The organism is Bordetella tumbae, from assembly GCF_054780995.1.
In genome coordinates, this window is sequence record NZ_BAAGVG010000007.1 from 21552 (window position 1) to 37608 (window position 16057).

The 16057-nt window shown below is 60.9% G+C and carries 13 protein-coding genes; 7 read left to right on the forward strand and 6 right to left on the reverse strand.

Annotation, left to right across the window (positions count from 1 at the left end):
- Positions 1-198 precede the first annotated feature (198 nt).
- On the forward strand, positions 199-1407 hold the full coding sequence (gene gspF / locus ACYVI2_RS05570; RefSeq protein ID WP_415820216.1) for a type II secretion system inner membrane protein GspF: 1209 nt from the start codon (positions 199-201) through the stop codon (positions 1405-1407).
- 64 nt (positions 1408-1471) lie between these two features.
- Here the strand turns inward: gspF and ACYVI2_RS05575 are convergent, their stop codons facing one another.
- From ACYVI2_RS05575 to ACYVI2_RS05585, 3 genes are read right to left on the reverse strand one after another with little or no spacing between them, the layout of a single operon-like run.
- The gene (locus ACYVI2_RS05575) at positions 1472-1810 is read right to left on the reverse strand and encodes a P-II family nitrogen regulator (protein ID WP_094838362.1); all 339 of its coding nucleotides are present in this window, start codon (positions 1808-1810) and stop codon (positions 1472-1474) included.
- A gap of 25 nt (positions 1811-1835) precedes the next feature.
- On the reverse strand, positions 1836-3485 hold the full coding sequence (locus ACYVI2_RS05580; protein WP_415820217.1) for an NAD+ synthase: 1650 nt from the start codon (positions 3483-3485) through the stop codon (positions 1836-1838).
- Between the two features lie 39 nt (positions 3486-3524).
- Complete coding sequence (locus tag ACYVI2_RS05585; protein ID WP_415820218.1) at positions 3525-4874, reverse strand: mechanosensitive ion channel family protein; 1350 nt, start codon at positions 4872-4874, stop codon at positions 3525-3527.
- Between the two features lie 111 nt (positions 4875-4985).
- On the opposite strand from ACYVI2_RS05585, the gene argH reads away from it, so the two are divergent.
- On the forward strand, positions 4986-6410 hold the full coding sequence (gene argH, locus ACYVI2_RS05590) for an argininosuccinate lyase (protein ID WP_415820219.1): 1425 nt from the start codon (positions 4986-4988) through the stop codon (positions 6408-6410).
- Positions 6411-6616: 206 nt separating this feature from the next.
- Positions 6617-8617: a PEP/pyruvate-binding domain-containing protein gene (locus tag ACYVI2_RS05595; protein ID WP_415820220.1), complete on the forward strand. Its 2001-nt coding sequence runs from the start codon at positions 6617-6619 to the stop codon at positions 8615-8617.
- Between the two features lie 107 nt (positions 8618-8724).
- Here ACYVI2_RS05595 and ACYVI2_RS05600 read toward each other — a convergent pair whose 3' ends face one another.
- Entirely contained in the window at positions 8725-9309 is a 585-nt protein-coding gene (locus tag ACYVI2_RS05600; protein WP_415820221.1) for a nitroreductase family protein, read from the reverse strand.
- A 193-nt stretch (positions 9310-9502) separates the two neighbouring features.
- Positions 9503-9937, reverse strand: a complete 435-nt coding sequence (cadR, locus tag ACYVI2_RS05605) for a Cd(II)/Pb(II)-responsive transcriptional regulator (protein ID WP_094820941.1) — start codon at positions 9935-9937, stop codon at positions 9503-9505.
- Positions 9938-10074: 137 nt separating this feature from the next.
- On the opposite strand from cadR, the gene ACYVI2_RS05610 reads away from it, so the two are divergent.
- The 4 genes from ACYVI2_RS05610 to ACYVI2_RS05625 all read left to right on the forward strand — a co-directional run bounded on the left by ACYVI2_RS05610 (position 10075) and on the right by ACYVI2_RS05625 (position 14967).
- Positions 10075-12492, forward strand: a complete 2418-nt coding sequence (locus tag ACYVI2_RS05610) for a heavy metal translocating P-type ATPase (protein ID WP_415820222.1) — start codon at positions 10075-10077, stop codon at positions 12490-12492.
- 179 nt (positions 12493-12671) lie between these two features.
- Entirely contained in the window at positions 12672-13454 is a 783-nt protein-coding gene (locus ACYVI2_RS05615; protein ID WP_415820223.1) for an amino acid ABC transporter substrate-binding protein, read from the forward strand.
- Between the two features lie 92 nt (positions 13455-13546).
- A complete protein-coding gene (locus ACYVI2_RS05620) occupies positions 13547-14227 on the forward strand; it encodes an amino acid ABC transporter permease (RefSeq protein ID WP_415820224.1) in 681 nt (226 codons plus the stop codon).
- Positions 14224-14967 carry an amino acid ABC transporter ATP-binding protein gene (locus ACYVI2_RS05625; RefSeq protein WP_415820225.1) on the forward strand — a complete coding sequence of 248 codons (744 nt, stop codon included), beginning with the start codon at positions 14224-14226 and terminating at the stop codon, positions 14965-14967. Before ACYVI2_RS05620 ends, ACYVI2_RS05625 begins: the two co-directional genes overlap by 4 nt.
- An 86-nt stretch (positions 14968-15053) precedes the next feature.
- On the opposite strand, the gene ACYVI2_RS05630 is transcribed toward ACYVI2_RS05625, so the two are convergent.
- Complete coding sequence (locus tag ACYVI2_RS05630) at positions 15054-16016, reverse strand: Bug family tripartite tricarboxylate transporter substrate binding protein (RefSeq protein ID WP_415820226.1); 963 nt, start codon at positions 16014-16016, stop codon at positions 15054-15056.
- Positions 16017-16057: the final 41 nt, after the last annotated feature.

The following is a 16057-nucleotide window of genomic DNA, read 5'->3' on the forward strand; positions in this document are numbered from 1 at the left end:
CATTGCGCCTTCGACATGACATTTTCATGACAGGCAATGTGATTACTTCGATTACGGCAACGCTTCCTGAAGGCAAAAAACTGACTCGCAACAATGAATTTCGCGGCCGAGTATACGGGGTACCTCTGCAACACCATTGTCATAATTCGGCGTCAATCTGGCGGCCTATAAATTCAAGAAATTCCAGGCTCTTTTTGCATGCCCTCATTTCGCTATGAAGCCACCGATCTGGTGGGAAAGATTGTCCACGGCACCCTCGATGCTGAAACCGAACGCGGTGCACGCAACCAGCTGCGTGCTCGCGGATTACTGCCCTTGTCCACGACCCTGGCGGCCTCGAGCCATGCTGCGGGAGCCAGTGTCCTGCAACGCCGCCTGTCCGATGGCGAACTGGCCTGGTTGACTCGACAGTTGTCCAGTCTGCTGGCAGCCCGCCTGCCGCTGGACGCTGCACTCAGCGCGACATTGGAACAAGCCGAAAGCCGGCACGTTGCCGGCGCGCTGACCGGCGTGCGCGACGAGGTTCGCGCGGGATTCCGCTTGGCCGATGCGCTGGCCACTCGTCCACGCGACTTTCCCGAAATTTATCGGGCGCTGGTTGCCGCCGGCGAAGAGTCCGGTGATCTGGCGCAGGTCATGGAAAAACTCGCCGACTACATCGAAGAACGCAATGCCCTGCGCAGCAAGGTGATGACGGCTTTCATCTACCCCGTCGTCGTGGCCTGTGTATCTGTCGTGATCGTGGCATTCCTATTGGGCTATGTCGTACCACAAGTGATCACCGCGTTTGATCATGCACACCAGCAACTTCCGTTGTTGACACGGGTCATGCTCACGCTCAGTGATTTTGTGCGCGATTGGGGCTTGGTCACCGGCGTGGCATGTGCCGCCCTGTTTGCGTTATGGCGCCTGACATTGCGCTCGCCCGCGCGCCGCATAGCGTGGCACGCCCGCTTGCTGCGCATGCCCTTGGCTGGCAAATTCGTGTTGGGCGTGGATGTCGCACGTTTCGCCTCGACGCTGGCGATCTTGAGCGGCAGCGGCGTCAGCCTGCTGGGTGCGTTAAATGCCGCGCGCCGTACATTGGGCAATGATCGCCTGCGCAGCGCCGTAGACGAGGCCACAGAACGCGTACGCGAAGGCGCGCCGCTGGCTGCCGCGCTGGCCGCGCAAAAAGTCTTTCCGTCTTTGTTGATTCACCTGATTGCCAGCGGCGAGAAAACCGGCCGTCTGCCGGAACTGCTGGAACGTGGTGCGCAGAACTTGTCGCGCGACCTGGAACGCCGCGCCATGGCCATGACCGCCCTGTTGGAACCCATGTTGATTCTGATCATGGGCGGCTTTGTGCTGCTGATCGTGCTGGCTGTGATGATGCCGATCCTGGATATGAATCAGCTCGTGCGTTGAAAGAGAGACCTCATCCCCCGCATCGACACTGCACCGGACTCACTCAAGCCCCGGCGCCTATCATTTACAGGGCTTGTTCACCGTTTTCACCCGTACGGATACGAATAGCCTGTTCGACCGGCGAGACGAAAATCTTGCCGTCGCCGATCTTGCCGGTGCGGGCGGCCTTGATGATGGCCTCGATCGCGGGCTCGACCATCTCGTCGCCCAACACCACCTCGACACGGATCTTGGGCAGGAAGTCGACCACATATTCGGCACCCCGGTACAACTCGGTATGTCCTTTCTGGCGGCCAAACCCCTTGACCTCGGTAACCGTCAGGCCGCTGACGCCGACCTCGGCGAGGGCCTCGCGCACCTCGTCGAGCTTAAAGGGCTTGATGATGGCAGTGACTTGTTTCACGTTATTCTGATCCTGAAGAAAAAACTTAAACGGTTTCCCGAAACCCATTAGTGACAGGATAGCGCCAATCCCGGCCAAACGCCCGCGGCGTAATACGCGGCCCCGGAGGTGCCTGGCGGCGCTTGTATTCGTTGATGCGAATCAAACGCACGATCTGCTCGACAGCCGGCTGCGGAAAACCCGCCGCGGCAATCTCGGCTGCGGACTCATTGCGCTCCATATAGCGCTCCATGATGCCGTCCAGGATGTCATACGGCGGCAAACTGTCCTGGTCGGTCTGATCCGGCCGCAGTTCGGCCGAAGGCGGACGCGTGATGATGCGCCGCGGGATGACCTCGGTTTCACGGTTGCGCCACTCAGCCAGTCGATAGACCAGGGTTTTCGGCACGTCCTTGATCACCGCGAAACCGCCAGCCATGTCGCCGTACAACGTGCAATAGCCCGTCGTCAGCTCAGACTTGTTGCCGGTAGTCAGCACCAGACGGCCAGTCTTGTTCGACAGGGCCATCAACAGGGTTCCCCGCACACGGGCCTGGATGTTTTCCTCAGTCGCATCGATGGGCAAGCCGGCAAACTGCGGCGCCAGCATGCTCTCGAATGCCTCAAAGGCCGGGGCAATGGCAATATCGTCGTGTTGCACACCCAGCCGCTGCGCCATATCGGTCGCATCCGTCTGGGAAATATCTGCGGTATAGCGCGACGGCATCATCACTGTACGCACGTTTTCGGCGCCCAGCGCATCCACCGCCACGGCCAGCACCACGGCCGAGTCGATCCCGCCCGAAAGCCCGATGATGGCGCCCGGAAAACCATTTTTGCCCAGATAATCCCGCACGCCCAGCACCAGCGCGTTCCAGACTTGTTCTTCGAGGCAATAGGGCTTGACGTCGGCATGGGCGGACACCGGCCGCACCGCGCCCGCTGCGTCCACCTCGACCACGTTCACGCCTTCGGTGTAGTCCGGCAGGCGGGCGGCCGATTGTCCCTGGGCATCCAGGGCGAACGAGGCGCCGTCAAATACCAGCTCGTCCTGCCCGCCCACCATATTCGCGTAGATCACCGCACAACCCGTGTCCTGCACACAACGGCGCGCGACCTGCAGACGCTCGTCCTGCTTGCCCGTGTTGTAAGGCGAGGCATTAGGCACCAGCAGCACCTGCGCCCCCGCCTGCGCTGCGGCCCGGGGAGCCCCCTCGAACCAGATGTCTTCGCAGATATTGACGCCAAAACGCACGCCTTTGACCTCAAAGACCAGCGCGTCATCGGCGGCGGTGAAATAGCGTTGCTCGTCGAAAACCGAGTAATTCGGCAATTCGCGCTTGCGATATACCCCAACCACTCGCCCCTCGCACAGCACCGTGGCCGCGTTATAGAGGTTTTCACCCTCAGCCAGCACATGGCCGACCACCAGATGCAGTCCGGTCAGACCGGCAGCATCCTGGCGCAACTGATCCAGCGCTGCCTCCTGGCTATCGACAAAATGCGGCCGCAGCAGCAAATCCTCGGGCGGATAGCCCGTCAGTACCAACTCGGGCGTGACCAGAATATCGGCGCCCTGCTCATGCGCCGAGCGGGCGGCCTTGAGCACACGGGCGGCATTACCGGCAACATCACCCACATAAGCGTTGATTTGCGCGATTCCTACGCGGGCAACGCGGTTTGACGACGGTTCCAAAATGGGGATTCCCAATCGGTTGAAGACAAAAGGAAAAAATTATCGCATGCCTGCGCCGCCGCCTGGCTCCCAACCCGCCTCGGCCGACCCCGGATGCCCCTGCAAGGCACGCTCTCGCATCAATTCGTGCTGGATTGCCCGTCCCAGTCCGTCGCCCATGGCACCCACGTCGGCCCCCGAGGGCTGCTGGTACAGGCGCAGGCCCAGTTCAGGCAGAATCGCCAGCATATGATCAAAGATATCGCCCTGAATCCGCTCAAACTCGACCCAGGCCGTCAGCGCCGTAAAGCAATACACCTCAACCGGAATCCCATCTGACTGGGGCTCCATCATGCGCACCATCTGGGCCATATCGTGGCGAATTTCGGCATGCTGCTTGATAAACGCCAGCGCGTACGCCCGAAAGGTGCCGATATTCGTCAATCGGCGGCGATTGGCGGGGACCAGGGCCAGTTCGCCGCCCAGTTGGCTATTGGCTTGCTGCAGATCCGTTTGTTTGGCCGTCAGGTAATCCCGCAACAGGCGGAATCGCATCAGCCCCTGGGCTTCGTCATCGGTCAGAAAGCGCACCGAGGTCGCATCGACGCGCAGCGTACGCTTGATCCGCCGCCCGCCCGACTCGAACATCTGCCGGTAATTGCGGTAGCTTTCCGAAAACAGCTTATACGTGGGGACGGTCGTCACGGTGTTGTCCCAGTTTTGCACCTTGACCGTATGCAAAGCGATATCACGCACAAACCCGTCGGCATTGGCCTGCGGCATCTCGATCCAGTCACCGATGCGCAGCATATCGTTAGAGGTCAGCTGGGTACTGGCGACAAAAGACAGCAAGGTGTCCTTGAACACCAACAGCAACACCGCAGAAAGCGCTCCCAGGCCGGAAATCATCCACAGGGGGGAACGATCCAGCCCAATCGACAGCACCAATACGGTGCAAATGGCCACCAGCATCAGCTTGCCGATCTGGATATAACCCTTGATAGAGCGAGTTTGCGCCTTCGTCGTCGCCGAATAGGTATCCTGCAACGCGCTGAGCACGCCGCCGATGGCCATAAAGACACAGATCCATGCCGCCGCATGCGCCAGCCGGCCGACCACACTGACAGCCCGTTCCATGTGCGGCACGAGGCCCACACCCAATGACACCACCGCAAATGGGACGGCATACCAGGCATTGTGATACGCCCGCCGCCGATGCAGCGCCTTGTCCCAGTTGTCGCGCCCGGTCAGAATCAGCAACCGGTGAGCGCAGAACAGCACGATCCGCGCCACGACCCACTGCGCGATCAACGCCGTCACGACCAATGCGCCGATGCCTACCAGCGTCTGTGCCCAAGCCTCGTGGGGTACGTACTCTCCCAGTCTGACCACCAAGCGATCCCAATCCAAAGCCTAGACTCCCTCGTCATTGCAGATGGCGAAATTATCCAACAAGTCCCCCTCATTCGGGGCATTCCCGCCAGCCGCTGTCCCCGGCCTGGCTCTATAATCCCGCCCATCATGGCAAAAACACCCAACTCCGACCAAAACCAGTTCGCCAACAAGGCGCAAGCCTGGTCCGCCCGGTTCTCTGAGCCGGTTTCCGATCTCGTCAAACGCTACACCGCGTCCGTGGATTTCGACAAGCGCCTGGCGCGCTTTGACATCCAGGGTTCGCTGGCGCACGCCGACATGCTGGCCGCCCAGGGCATCATCAACGCCCAGGACCTGGCCGATATCCAGCGCGGCATGACCCAGATCCTGTCCGAAATCGACGCCGGCAGCTTCCAATGGCTGCTCGATCTCGAAGACGTCCACCTGAACATCGAAAAACGCCTGGTCGAGTTGGTGGGCGATGCCGGCAAGCGCCTGCATACCGGCCGTTCGCGTAACGACCAGGTCGCGACCGACATCCGCCTGTGGTTGCGCGCCGAAATCGACACCCTGATCGACTTGCTGCGCCAACTGCGCCATGCGCTGGCCACCGTCGCCCTGGAACACGCCGGCACCATCATGCCCGGCTTTACCCATCTGCAAGTCGCCCAGCCCGTCACATTCGGCCACCATCTGCTCGCCTACGCCGAGATGTTCGGCCGCGACACCGAGCGCCTGGCCGACTGCCGCCGCCGCGTCAATCGCCTGCCGCTGGGCGCAGCGGCCCTCGCCGGCACCTCGTTCCCGATCGATCGCGAGCGCGTGGCCAAGACGCTCGGCTTTGACGGCGTCTGCCGCAACTCGCTGGACGCCGTATCCGACCGCGACTTTGCCATCGAATTCTGCGCCGCGGGCGCGCTGATCATGACGCACGTCTCGCGCCTGTCCGAGGAACTGGTCCTCTGGATGAGCCCGCGCGTGGGCTTCATCGACCTGGCCGACCGTTTCTGCACCGGCAGCTCGATCATGCCGCAAAAGAAAAACCCCGACGTCCCCGAGCTGGCACGTGGCAAGACCGGACGCGTCAACGGCCATCTGGTCGCCCTGCTGACCCTGATGAAAGGCCAGCCCCTGGCCTACAACAAAGACAACCAGGAAGACAAAGAAGGCCTGTTCGACACCGCAGACACCCTGCGCGACACGCTGACCATCTTTGCCGACATGGCTGGCGGCATCAAGGTCAAATCGGACAACATGCGCGCTGCCGCATTGCAGGGCTTTGCCACGGCGACCGATCTGGCCGACTACCTGGTCAAGCGCGGCGTGCCTTTCCGCGATGCGCACGAAGTCGTGGCCCATGCCGTGCGTGATTGCGAACAACGCGGCTGTGACCTGGCCGACCTGTCCACCGCCGACCTCAAGGCCTACCATGCCAGCATCGACGAGGACGTCCACCAGGTGCTGACCCTGGAAGGCTCGGTAGCGGCACGCAAACACGTCGGCGGCACCGCCCCCGAACGCGTCGCCGAAGAAGCCCAACGCGTCCTGACGGAAACGGCACAGCAAGGCTGATTTCCTGCAAACCTGCCTTATCCCGAGGCCCCTTTATATCGCTCTTTACCGGGGCGGCATTCAGGGGCTTCGTCGTATTCGACACTCGTCTTTTTTTCTCAATAAACCGTCCCCAATCACGGTAATATCTCGTCCCGCGGCCCAAGCACCGTCCATCGCTCGGCCCATCGCTAGCCGGCCTTCTCCGCTCAATTCGCACCACGACCATGATTCGCTACGTTCAAGCCGCCGCGGCTGGCCTGGCCCTGCTGGCGGTGATCGCCAGCCCCGTTACCCTCGCGCAGACCGCACGCAAACCCTCTTCATATGAAGAAAGCAAGCGGCAGTTCCTGCCACCCGAGTCTGACGCAGCTTCAGCCGAGTCAAATAAGGGCGGAGCCGCGGCAGCAACACCTAACCACGCCCCGGCCTTTCTCAATCAGATCCGTACCGAGGCCGATTTTCAACGGCTCGCCCGCGTCTACAACGCCGGCACGCCATTGGAAATCCCTCATGTGATCTTCGTCATCGACCGCAAACGCGACAATCGGCTTTATTACATCAATACCCCGCGATTCGATCTGCATGAAAACTTCGTGCGCCAGCATGGCCTGCAACGCAACCTCGACAAGGCCACGCTGAACGCCCAATACCGCTCTCCCAACCGCCGGTTCCTGTTCGGCACAGTCAGTTGGCAACGCGATCTGCCGGGCTATACGTACGAATTCTGGGAAGGCGATCGCCTCACGCTCGACCTTCTGCAGTTGACCGACACCACGTTGCGCGCGGCCTTTTACGCGCCTATCCGCTTCAAGACCAATTCGACAGAACACGAACATGCCGCGCAATTGGCCGGCCTGCCGTTCGTGACCCAAGAGACCCTGATCCGCGAGCAACCCTTCCTGCCGCTGAACGAAGGACGCGCACAAGGCAAGCTACGCATCATCCAGTCCGTAGAAAACACACCCGACATCGCCCCCACCGATATTGTGGTCTTGGACGAAGTCCCGATCGCGTTATCACCCGTCGCTGGCCTGATCACTCAGCGTCCATCGACCGTGTTGTCGCACGTCAATCTGCTGGCCAAGGGATGGCGCATTCCCAACGCCTATGTCCGTGATGCCGTGAACACATTGCGCGACTATGACGGCCAATGGGTCGAACTCAACGTCACCCATAACGGCTATCAGCTGCAACGTATCGCCCAACCTCAGGCCCCCGCGCCCAAGCCTATCAACGCAACGCTGCCAAAACCCGATCTCACGGTCAAAACAATCAAACCACTGGCCGGCATGAAAACGCGAGACAGCCGGTTTTGCGGTGCGAAAGCGGCCAACCTGGGCGCACTCTCCTCAGCCTTGCCTCCCGCAGCCGGCGTGCCGGACGGATTCTGCATCCCTTTCGCGCAATACGCGGCGTTCATGCACCAGTTGCGTGTTCCCGAACGCGTGGCAGCGCTGGAGCAACGCGCCGACTTTATCAACGACGCCAGCGTACGCCGCACCGAACTGGCTTCCCTGCGCCAAGACATCGCTCAGGCCCGTCCCGACCCGGCGCTCATCGCCACATGGCAGCAACGCTGGCAAACCCAACTACAAGGGCGCGGCGTCTTTGTGCGCAGTTCTTCGAACTCCGAGGACCTGCCTGGTTTCAGCGGTGCAGGCCTATACACCACCGTCCCCAACGTCACCCAGGCCGACGCGTTTACGCAGGCCGTGCTGACTGTGTGGGCCTCGGTTTATAACTTCGAGGCCTACGAAGCGCGGCGCGCCGCCGGCATGCCCCATGACAGCGTCGTGATGGCCGTCCTGGTACAACTGGCCGCCGCATCGGACAGCTCGGGCGTCATGATCACGCGCGACCCCTTTGATGCCTCGCGACGCTACATCACTTATCTCTCAGCCAAACGCGGCTTGGGGATCAAAGTCGTCGAAGGCAAGCGCCAGGCCGAACAAATCATGTATTCGAGCTGGTCCAAAGCCGTGCAGGTGCTGAGCCGTTCCGCAGAGGACACACAACTCGTCGCAAACGCCTCAGGCGGTGTCCGCGAGGTCCCCATCCACGGCGAACGCCAGGTCCTGAACGATGCCCTGATCGTGCGATTGGCAGCAGTGGGCAAACAGATCAAACAGCGGTTGGGCAACGTGGACCAGGATATAGAATGGGCCGTACAAGGCGACAAGATCCTGATCCTGCAAGCCCGGCCGTATATCGACGGCCGCCGTTAGCGCCTGGGCCTGCCACGAAAAACCGTGACCGGCCGTGCTTTCGGGTCTGATGAGGCATGGCCGGCGCGATCCTGACGGTTCGCGTTGGCCACAACACTAAATGACGATCAGACCGACCCGGTCCATTCGGTCACGAATTCCCGGAAATCCGGCCGCTCCACGCTCGGCACTGCGCACCCCGGTGTCCCGATCGCCAAAAATCCCAGGAAACGGTAGTCCAGCGCATCCAGGCCCAGGGCGTTCTGAACCTCCTCGAGATAGGTCCCCATCCCGGTGCTCCAGAACGCGCCGTAGCCCAGCGCATGGACGCCGTTCAGGATATTCATCACCGCCGCCCCCGTGGCCAGCAGTTGTTCCTGCTCGGGCACCTTGGGGTTGTCGTGGTCGATTTTGTGCGCCAGACCGATGAATAGCGGCACCTCGCTCATCCATTGCCGCACGGATTTTTCTTTCTCGGGCGTCATACGGGGATCGCCGCTGCGCTTGACCGCGTCCAGCGCCAAATCGGCCAGGCGGCCAATTGCCTCGCCGCGGATCAGCACAAAACGCCAGGGACGCAGCTTGCCATGGTCAGGCGCGCTCATGGCCGCCTGCAAAATCTGATCCAGTTCTTCCTGCTTGGGCGCAGGCGCACGCAGAAACTTCATCGAACGGCGCGAAGCCAACGCATGCAAAGGAGAAACAACAGTCATGGTCCAACCCATCAAATAAAAAAAGCTATCCCGAGCCGTTTGCCAGCGAGTCACCGACAAAAACTCAGTCGAGAAACATTCTCATCATACCCTCAGGTAAGCGCCGCCCCCTGAATTCCCAGGTCCGCATTGCTGACAAGCTGCCCCCCTGCGTCCCTCGCGTCCCGCGGGCTATCAATCAGGGCAAAACCACTCACCCCAAATGGGTATGCCGCGCCGGCCGCTCTTCCACCTGCATCTCCGACAAGCCGTGCAAAATCCCGCAGTCCTCAGCATCCGGATGAGCCGACAGACAGCGCTGCCGTATCTCGGTCAACTGCGTCTTGAGCTGCATCAACTCGGTAATCCGGGCATCGACGTGGGCAATATGGGCGTCAAACAGCTCATTGATCGGGCCGCAGCCTGCTTGATGATTGTCCGCCAACTGCAGAATCGTCCGAATTTCTTCCTGCGTCATATCCAACGCCCGGCAATTGCGGATCAATAGCAGCCGCTCCAGGTGTGGCGCGCCATAGCTGCGGTAATTATTCATACCGCGCTCTGGCTCGGGCAATAGCCCCTCTTTCTCGTAATAACGCACGGTTTCGACCGTCGTGCCGGCGGCTTTGGCGAGTTCACCGATTTTCATCTGGACCTCCTTCAGGCTCCCCTGCCGCGCAGCCTGCGCACCACATGAGAGCAAACACGAATTCAAACGCTTGACCCTATAGTAACTCCAGGGTGTGAAATAGGCTCTACTCTCCTGACATAGACGGAATTTGACCTATGCCTAATTCGTCCGCCTCTCACCGCAACTGCTGCGGCGACAGCCACGAACACAATGCCACAACGGCCCACGAGCACGGTTCCGCAACCGCCCACGAGCATGCCTCCTGCGGCGGCCATGATCATGCACACAGCCACGGCAATGACAAGGCACCCGCCCACGCCGGCCACGCCCATGAGAGCAGCGAGCTCAGTTGCTGTGCCGCCGGCGCGCCGGCCGCCAGCGTATCGACCCTGACGGCAGGCCCTGGTCAGCAACTGACACGGCTGCGCATCGGTCAGATGGACTGCCCCACCGAAGAAACGCTGATTCGCAAAAAACTGGACAGGCTATCGGGCGTGCATGACGTTCACTTCAACCTGATGCAGCGCATTTTGACTGTCGTTCACGCCGATGGGCTGCTCGATCCTATCGTGAGCGCCATCAAATCGCTGGACATGACCCCCGAAGTCCTCGCCCAAGACGATGCGGGCGGCTCAGCGCCACCGGAAAAGCCCTCCTCGCGTACCGGCTATATGCTGGCCGCGGGCGGTGTACTGGCGCTCCTGTCCGAGGCTGCGCATTTTGCCTCCCTGCCCACGGCGGTCAGCGCCGTCCTGGCCGTGGCTGCCATTCTGACTTGCGGTCTGGGCACCTATCGCAAAGGCTGGATCGCACTACGTAACGGCAACCTCAACATCAACGCCTTGATGAGTATTGCCGTCACTGGCGCCGTCCTCATCGGCCAATGGCCCGAAGCCGCCATGGTGATGGTGCTGTTCAACATCGCCGAGCTCATCGAGGCCCGCGCGCTCGACCGTGCCCGCAACGCCGTACGAGACCTGTTGGCCTTGACCCCGCAGGTAGCCACGGCACGCCAGCCTGATGGATCGTGGAAGGAAGTCCCGGTGGCCGAGCTCAATCTGGAGGACTGGGTACGCGTGCGTCCAGGCGAGCGAATCGCCGCCGATGGCATCATTGCCGAAGGCGCCTCCGCCATCGACCAAGCCGCGATCACCGGCGAGAGCCTGCCGGTCGACAAAACCGTCGGCGATACAGTGTTCGCCGGCACAGTCAACACGACAGGCGCATTCGACTATCGGGTCACCGCCGCCGCAGGCAACACGACATTGGCGCGCATCATTCATGCCGTCGAGCAAGCCCAGGGCGCGCGCGCTCCCACCCAGCGATTCATCGACCGATTCTCTCGCGTCTACACGCCGATCGTGGTCGTGCTCGCGATCCTAATTGCCGTTGTCCCCCCTCTATTCATGAATCAACCGTGGATGGAGGCGATCTACCGCGCGCTCGCCCTGCTGATCATTGCCTGCCCCTGCGCCCTGGTGATTTCCACCCCAGTCAGCGTCGTCAGCGGCCTGACCGCCGCCGCACGGCGCGGCATCCTGATCAAAGGCGGCGTTTACCTCGAACAAGGCCGCAAACTGACCTGGCTGGCGTTGGACAAGACCGGCACGCTGACACATGGCAAGCCGGTTTGCACGGACTTTGTGGTCCCAACCGATGCGGCCCCCCAGCCCGCCCTCCTGGCCGACACCGGGCTCGCCGTTGCACTCGAATCGCCCGCAGCTCGCCTGGCGGCCAGCCTGGCCGCGCGCTCCGATCACCCGGTCTCGCGCGCCATCGCCCAGGCCTACGCCGCGACCTACCCCGATGCCACCCTGCCCGAGGTACAGGATTTTGCCGCCCTGCTGGGACGTGGCGTACGTGGCCGTATTGGCGATCAAACCCTGCACTTGGGCAACCTGCGCTTGATGCGTGAATTGAACGTCGCAACGCAAGACATCCAGGCACAAATCGAAACCTACGAGGCCCAAGGCAAAACCGCTATTGCCCTGACCGACGGTACCCGGATACTGGCCCTGGCCGCCGTTGCCGACACCCTGAAGCCCACCAGCAAAGCCGCCATTGCGAATTTGCACGAGCTCGGCGTGCGCACCCTGATGCTGACGGGGGACAACAGCCTCACCGCGCGTGCCATCGCCGAACAAGCCGGCATCGACGAGGCCCACGGCGACCTCCTGCCCGAAGACAAACAACGTGCCATCGAAGCCAAGCTCAGCGACAGCGGCCAGGTCGGCATGGTCGGCGACGGCATCAACGATGCCCCTGCGCTCGCCCGCGCCAACATCGGTTTTGCCATGGGCGCCGCAGGCACCGGCACTGCCATCGAGACGGCCGACGTGGCCCTGATGGACGACGATCTGCGCAAAATCTCGCAGTTCGTACGCTTGTCGCGCGCCACACACCGTATCCTCATGCAGAACATCATCCTGGCCCTCGGTATCAAGGCCGTATTCCTGGTGCTGGCCGCCACCGGCCACGCCACGCTGTGGATGGCCGTATTCGCCGACGTGGGCGCCAGCCTCTTGGTTGTCGCCAATGGATTAAGGCTGCTGCACACCAGCTCAAGCAGATAACCGTTTAGGCCTCAGGGGTGGCGCCAGCACACGCGCTTTTATAACCATAAGAAATATTTTCAACATTTTTTATGTGTTGTGGAAGAATAGGCAGCTTGTTAGAGTCGTCGTTTATGCTCAGTGAGTGGCTCACAAGGCCGCCACTGCGCCCATAACAACATCACTCGGAGCGTGACCCTATGAAACTCCTACGTTCGATTCTGTTAGCCGGCCTGCTACCCCTGACTCTCGCCGTTTCCGCTCACGCCCAGGACGATCTGGCCAGCATCAAATCTGCAGGCGCGATCAAGATCGGCACCGAGGGCACTTACGCCCCATTCAGCTATCACGACGCATCGGGCAAGCTCACAGGTTTCGACGTAGACATCGGCCGCGCCATTGCGGAGCGCCTGGGCGTCAAAGCCGAATTTGTCGAAGGCAAATGGGACGGCCTGATCGCCGGCCTGGACGTCAAACGCTACGATGCCGTCATCAACCAGGTCGGCATCACTGACGCCCGCAAGGCCAAATACGACTTCTCCGATCCTTACATCGCCTCCGAGGCGGTGCTGATCGTGCGCGACGACAACACCGAGATCAAGAGTTTTGACGACATCAAAGGCAAGCGCTCGGCCAACACCTTGACCAGCAACTTCGGCAAACTGGCGCAGAAATACGGTGCCCAGGTCGTCGCCGTACAGGGCTTTAACGAGGCCATCGACCTGCTGCTTTCCGGCCGTGTCGATGCCACCATCAACGATAACCTGTCGTTCCTGGACTTCAAGAAACAAAAGCCCAACGCCAAAGCCAAAATCGTCGACAGCGATAAAACCGCTGAATTCAGCGAATCCGGCGTGCTAATCCGCAAAGACAACCCTGAGCTGCGCACTGCTATCAACAAGGCATTGACCGACATCAAGGCCGACGGCACGTATAAAGCCATCTCGGAAAAATACTTCGGCACGGACCTGTCCGCGAAGTAAACCCACCATGACGGAAGACAGCACATACATGATGCTGTCTTCCTCTGCACTCAACGACGCGCTCGGATCTCATTCACACGGACCCATCTATCGTGCCTGCCTGGTTGCAGTTGATGATCGATTCATTCTGGCCCCTGTTGCATGCGGGGCTGGTGTTTACTGTGCCGCTGACGCTGTTGTCGTTCGCAGGCGGATTGGTCCTGGCATTCATCGTGGCGCTCATCCGGTTATTCGGGCCAGCCCCACTCGTGGCCATCGTACGTTTTTATGTCTGGCTGATCCGCGGCACGCCGCTGCTGGTGCAGCTATTCATTATTTTCTACGGCCTGCCCAACGCAGGCATCGTGCTCGACCCCCTGCCTGCCGCGTTGATCGGCTTTATCCTGAACGTCGGCGCGTATAACTCCGAGGTCATCCGCGGCGCCATCGAGTCTATCCCCAAAGGCCAGTGGGAGGCAGCCTATTCCCTCAGCATGACCCGCGGCCAAGCCATGCGCCGCACGGTCTTGCCGCAAGCCGCGCGCGTAGCCGTACCGCCGTTGGCCAACTCCTTCATCTCGCTGGTCAAAGACACCTCGCTGGCAGCCGTACTCACCGTGCCCGAAATTTTCCAGGCCGCTCAACGCATAGCCGCTGTCACCTATGAACCGTTGATTCTCTATACAGAGGCAGCCCTGATCTATCTGATATTCAGCTCGGTATTGTCCGCTGCGCAAACCCGCCTCGAACGCCGTTTCGGCCAGCATGCCGTTTTTAGCGAGGGCAAACGATGATCTCGCTCACGCAGATCGACAAACACTTTGGTGATAACCAGGTCCTGCACCAGGTCGATGTCGCGCTCGCCGAAGGCAGCGTCACCGCGCTGATCGGCCCGTCGGGCAGCGGCAAAAGCACGTTGCTGCGTTGTGTGAACCTGCTGGAAATACCGGACAGCGGCACGCTATGCGTAGGCGACGAGGTCCTGCAGTTCGAGCCGGGACACAGACCCTCTCGCGACGCCGTACAACGCATCCGTCTGCAAACGGGCATGGTGTTTCAGAATTTTCAGCTATTCCCGCACCAGACCGTCATCGATAACGTGATGGAGGGATTGATCACCGTACAGAAATGGCCGAAAGCTCGTGCCCGTGAGCGGGCCGAAGCGCTGCTGGCGAAAGTCGGCATGCAAGACAAAGCCAACGCCTGGCCATTGAATTTATCGGGCGGACAACAACAACGCGTCGCCATTGCCCGTGCGCTGGCCCCCTCGCCTCGCGTGCTGTTATGCGACGAGCCAACGTCAGCGCTGGACCCGGGCCTGGCCGCCGAGGTGGTCGACGTGCTCAAGCAACTCGCCAGCGAAGGCATGACAATGCTGATGGCCACGCATGACCTGCGCTTGGCTGCAGCGATTTCACGCGAGGCGGTGTTCTTGCAGGACGGCCGCGTGGTCGAATCAGGTGCATCGGCCGAGTTGTTTACCCGGCCGACAGATCCTCGTACGGTGGCGTTTATTTCTACCTTGACGCAGTGATCACGACCACCCGAGCATCATTGCGCCCTCGAACGTGCATGCGTGAGTGATACGCGCACGTATCCTGGGCAGGGGCACCACCGCCGTTACTCCAGCTTCACATTCGCGGTCTTTATCGTATCGCCCCAACGAACGATCTCATCCTGAATATAGATCCCGGTCTGATCCGGAGAGCTCAGCATCACTTCGGCCCCTAGTGCCGCAAACTGTGCCTGCAGCGCTTTATTCTTTAACGCCTGCTGCATGGTCGTGTTGAGCTTCTCAACGATGGGTGCCGGTGTGCCTTTGGGCACCAGCAGTGCGGCCCACGTCTGTGCGTCAAAACCGGGTACGCCGGCACGATCCATCGTCGGGATGTCGGGCAGAGCCTTGGAGCCGTTTCGGCTGCCTACGGCAAACACCTTGAGCGTACCCTTTTGCACATGAGGCATGATGGCGGGGCCCGACTCGAACATCATCGCCACATCCCCCGCCATCAGCCCCGTCAGTGCAGCCGATGCGCCGCGATACGGCACGTGCATGACGTTCAGGCCGGCTTGATGTTTGAACATCTCCATTGTCAGATGGTTCGTCAACCCCGTACCGCCCGAACCATAATTCAATTGCCCCGGATGCTTTTTCACATAATCGATAAGCTCTTTGAGATTATTCGCCGGAAAATCCGCGCGCGTGACCAAGAACTGCGGTACCACCACCACCATCGACACAGGCGTGAAGTCTTTCAGCGTGTCATACGGCAGCGTGGTGTATAGCCCCGGATTAATCGCCAGCGGGCCACTGGAGGCCATCACGAGCGTGTAGCCATCGGCCTCTGACCGTTTGGCTCCCTCCATCCCGATGATGCCGCCCGCTCCCCCTCGATTGTCAACAAAGAACGCCTGCCCCAGCGCATCAGTCAACTGCTGGCCGATCGCCCTGGCCAGCACATCTGTCGTCTGACCGGCCGGGAACGGCACGATGATTTTTACGCCTCGATCCGGATAATCCGCTCGCGCGGGTGCGTGGACCAAAGCGCCTAGGCATAACAGTGCTGCGAGTACTCGTTTCATGGATGGTCTCCTCCGTCCGTTTTTTTCCGAGCACGCGGCAA

Excerpts from the sequence above, each read along its gene's own strand:
- ACYVI2_RS05625 (WP_415820225.1), top strand. The coding sequence starts at position 14,224 with ATGATCTCGCTCACGCAGATCGACAAACACTTTGGTGATAACCAGGTC.
- ACYVI2_RS05600 (WP_415820221.1), bottom strand. The coding sequence starts at position 9,309 with ATGACTGTTGTTTCTCCTTTGCATGCGTTGGCTTCGCGCCGTTCGATG.
- argH (WP_415820219.1), top strand. The coding sequence starts at position 4,986 with ATGGCAAAAACACCCAACTCCGACCAAAACCAGTTCGCCAACAAGGCG.
- ACYVI2_RS05630 (WP_415820226.1), bottom strand. The coding sequence starts at position 16,016 with ATGAAACGAGTACTCGCAGCACTGTTATGCCTAGGCGCTTTGGTCCAC.
- ACYVI2_RS05595 (WP_415820220.1), top strand. The coding sequence starts at position 6,617 with ATGATTCGCTACGTTCAAGCCGCCGCGGCTGGCCTGGCCCTGCTGGCG.
- ACYVI2_RS05615 (WP_415820223.1), top strand. The coding sequence starts at position 12,672 with ATGAAACTCCTACGTTCGATTCTGTTAGCCGGCCTGCTACCCCTGACT.
- ACYVI2_RS05610 (WP_415820222.1), top strand. The coding sequence starts at position 10,075 with ATGCCTAATTCGTCCGCCTCTCACCGCAACTGCTGCGGCGACAGCCAC.
- gspF (WP_415820216.1), top strand. The coding sequence starts at position 199 with ATGCCCTCATTTCGCTATGAAGCCACCGATCTGGTGGGAAAGATTGTC.
- cadR (WP_094820941.1), bottom strand. The coding sequence starts at position 9,937 with ATGAAAATCGGTGAACTCGCCAAAGCCGCCGGCACGACGGTCGAAACC.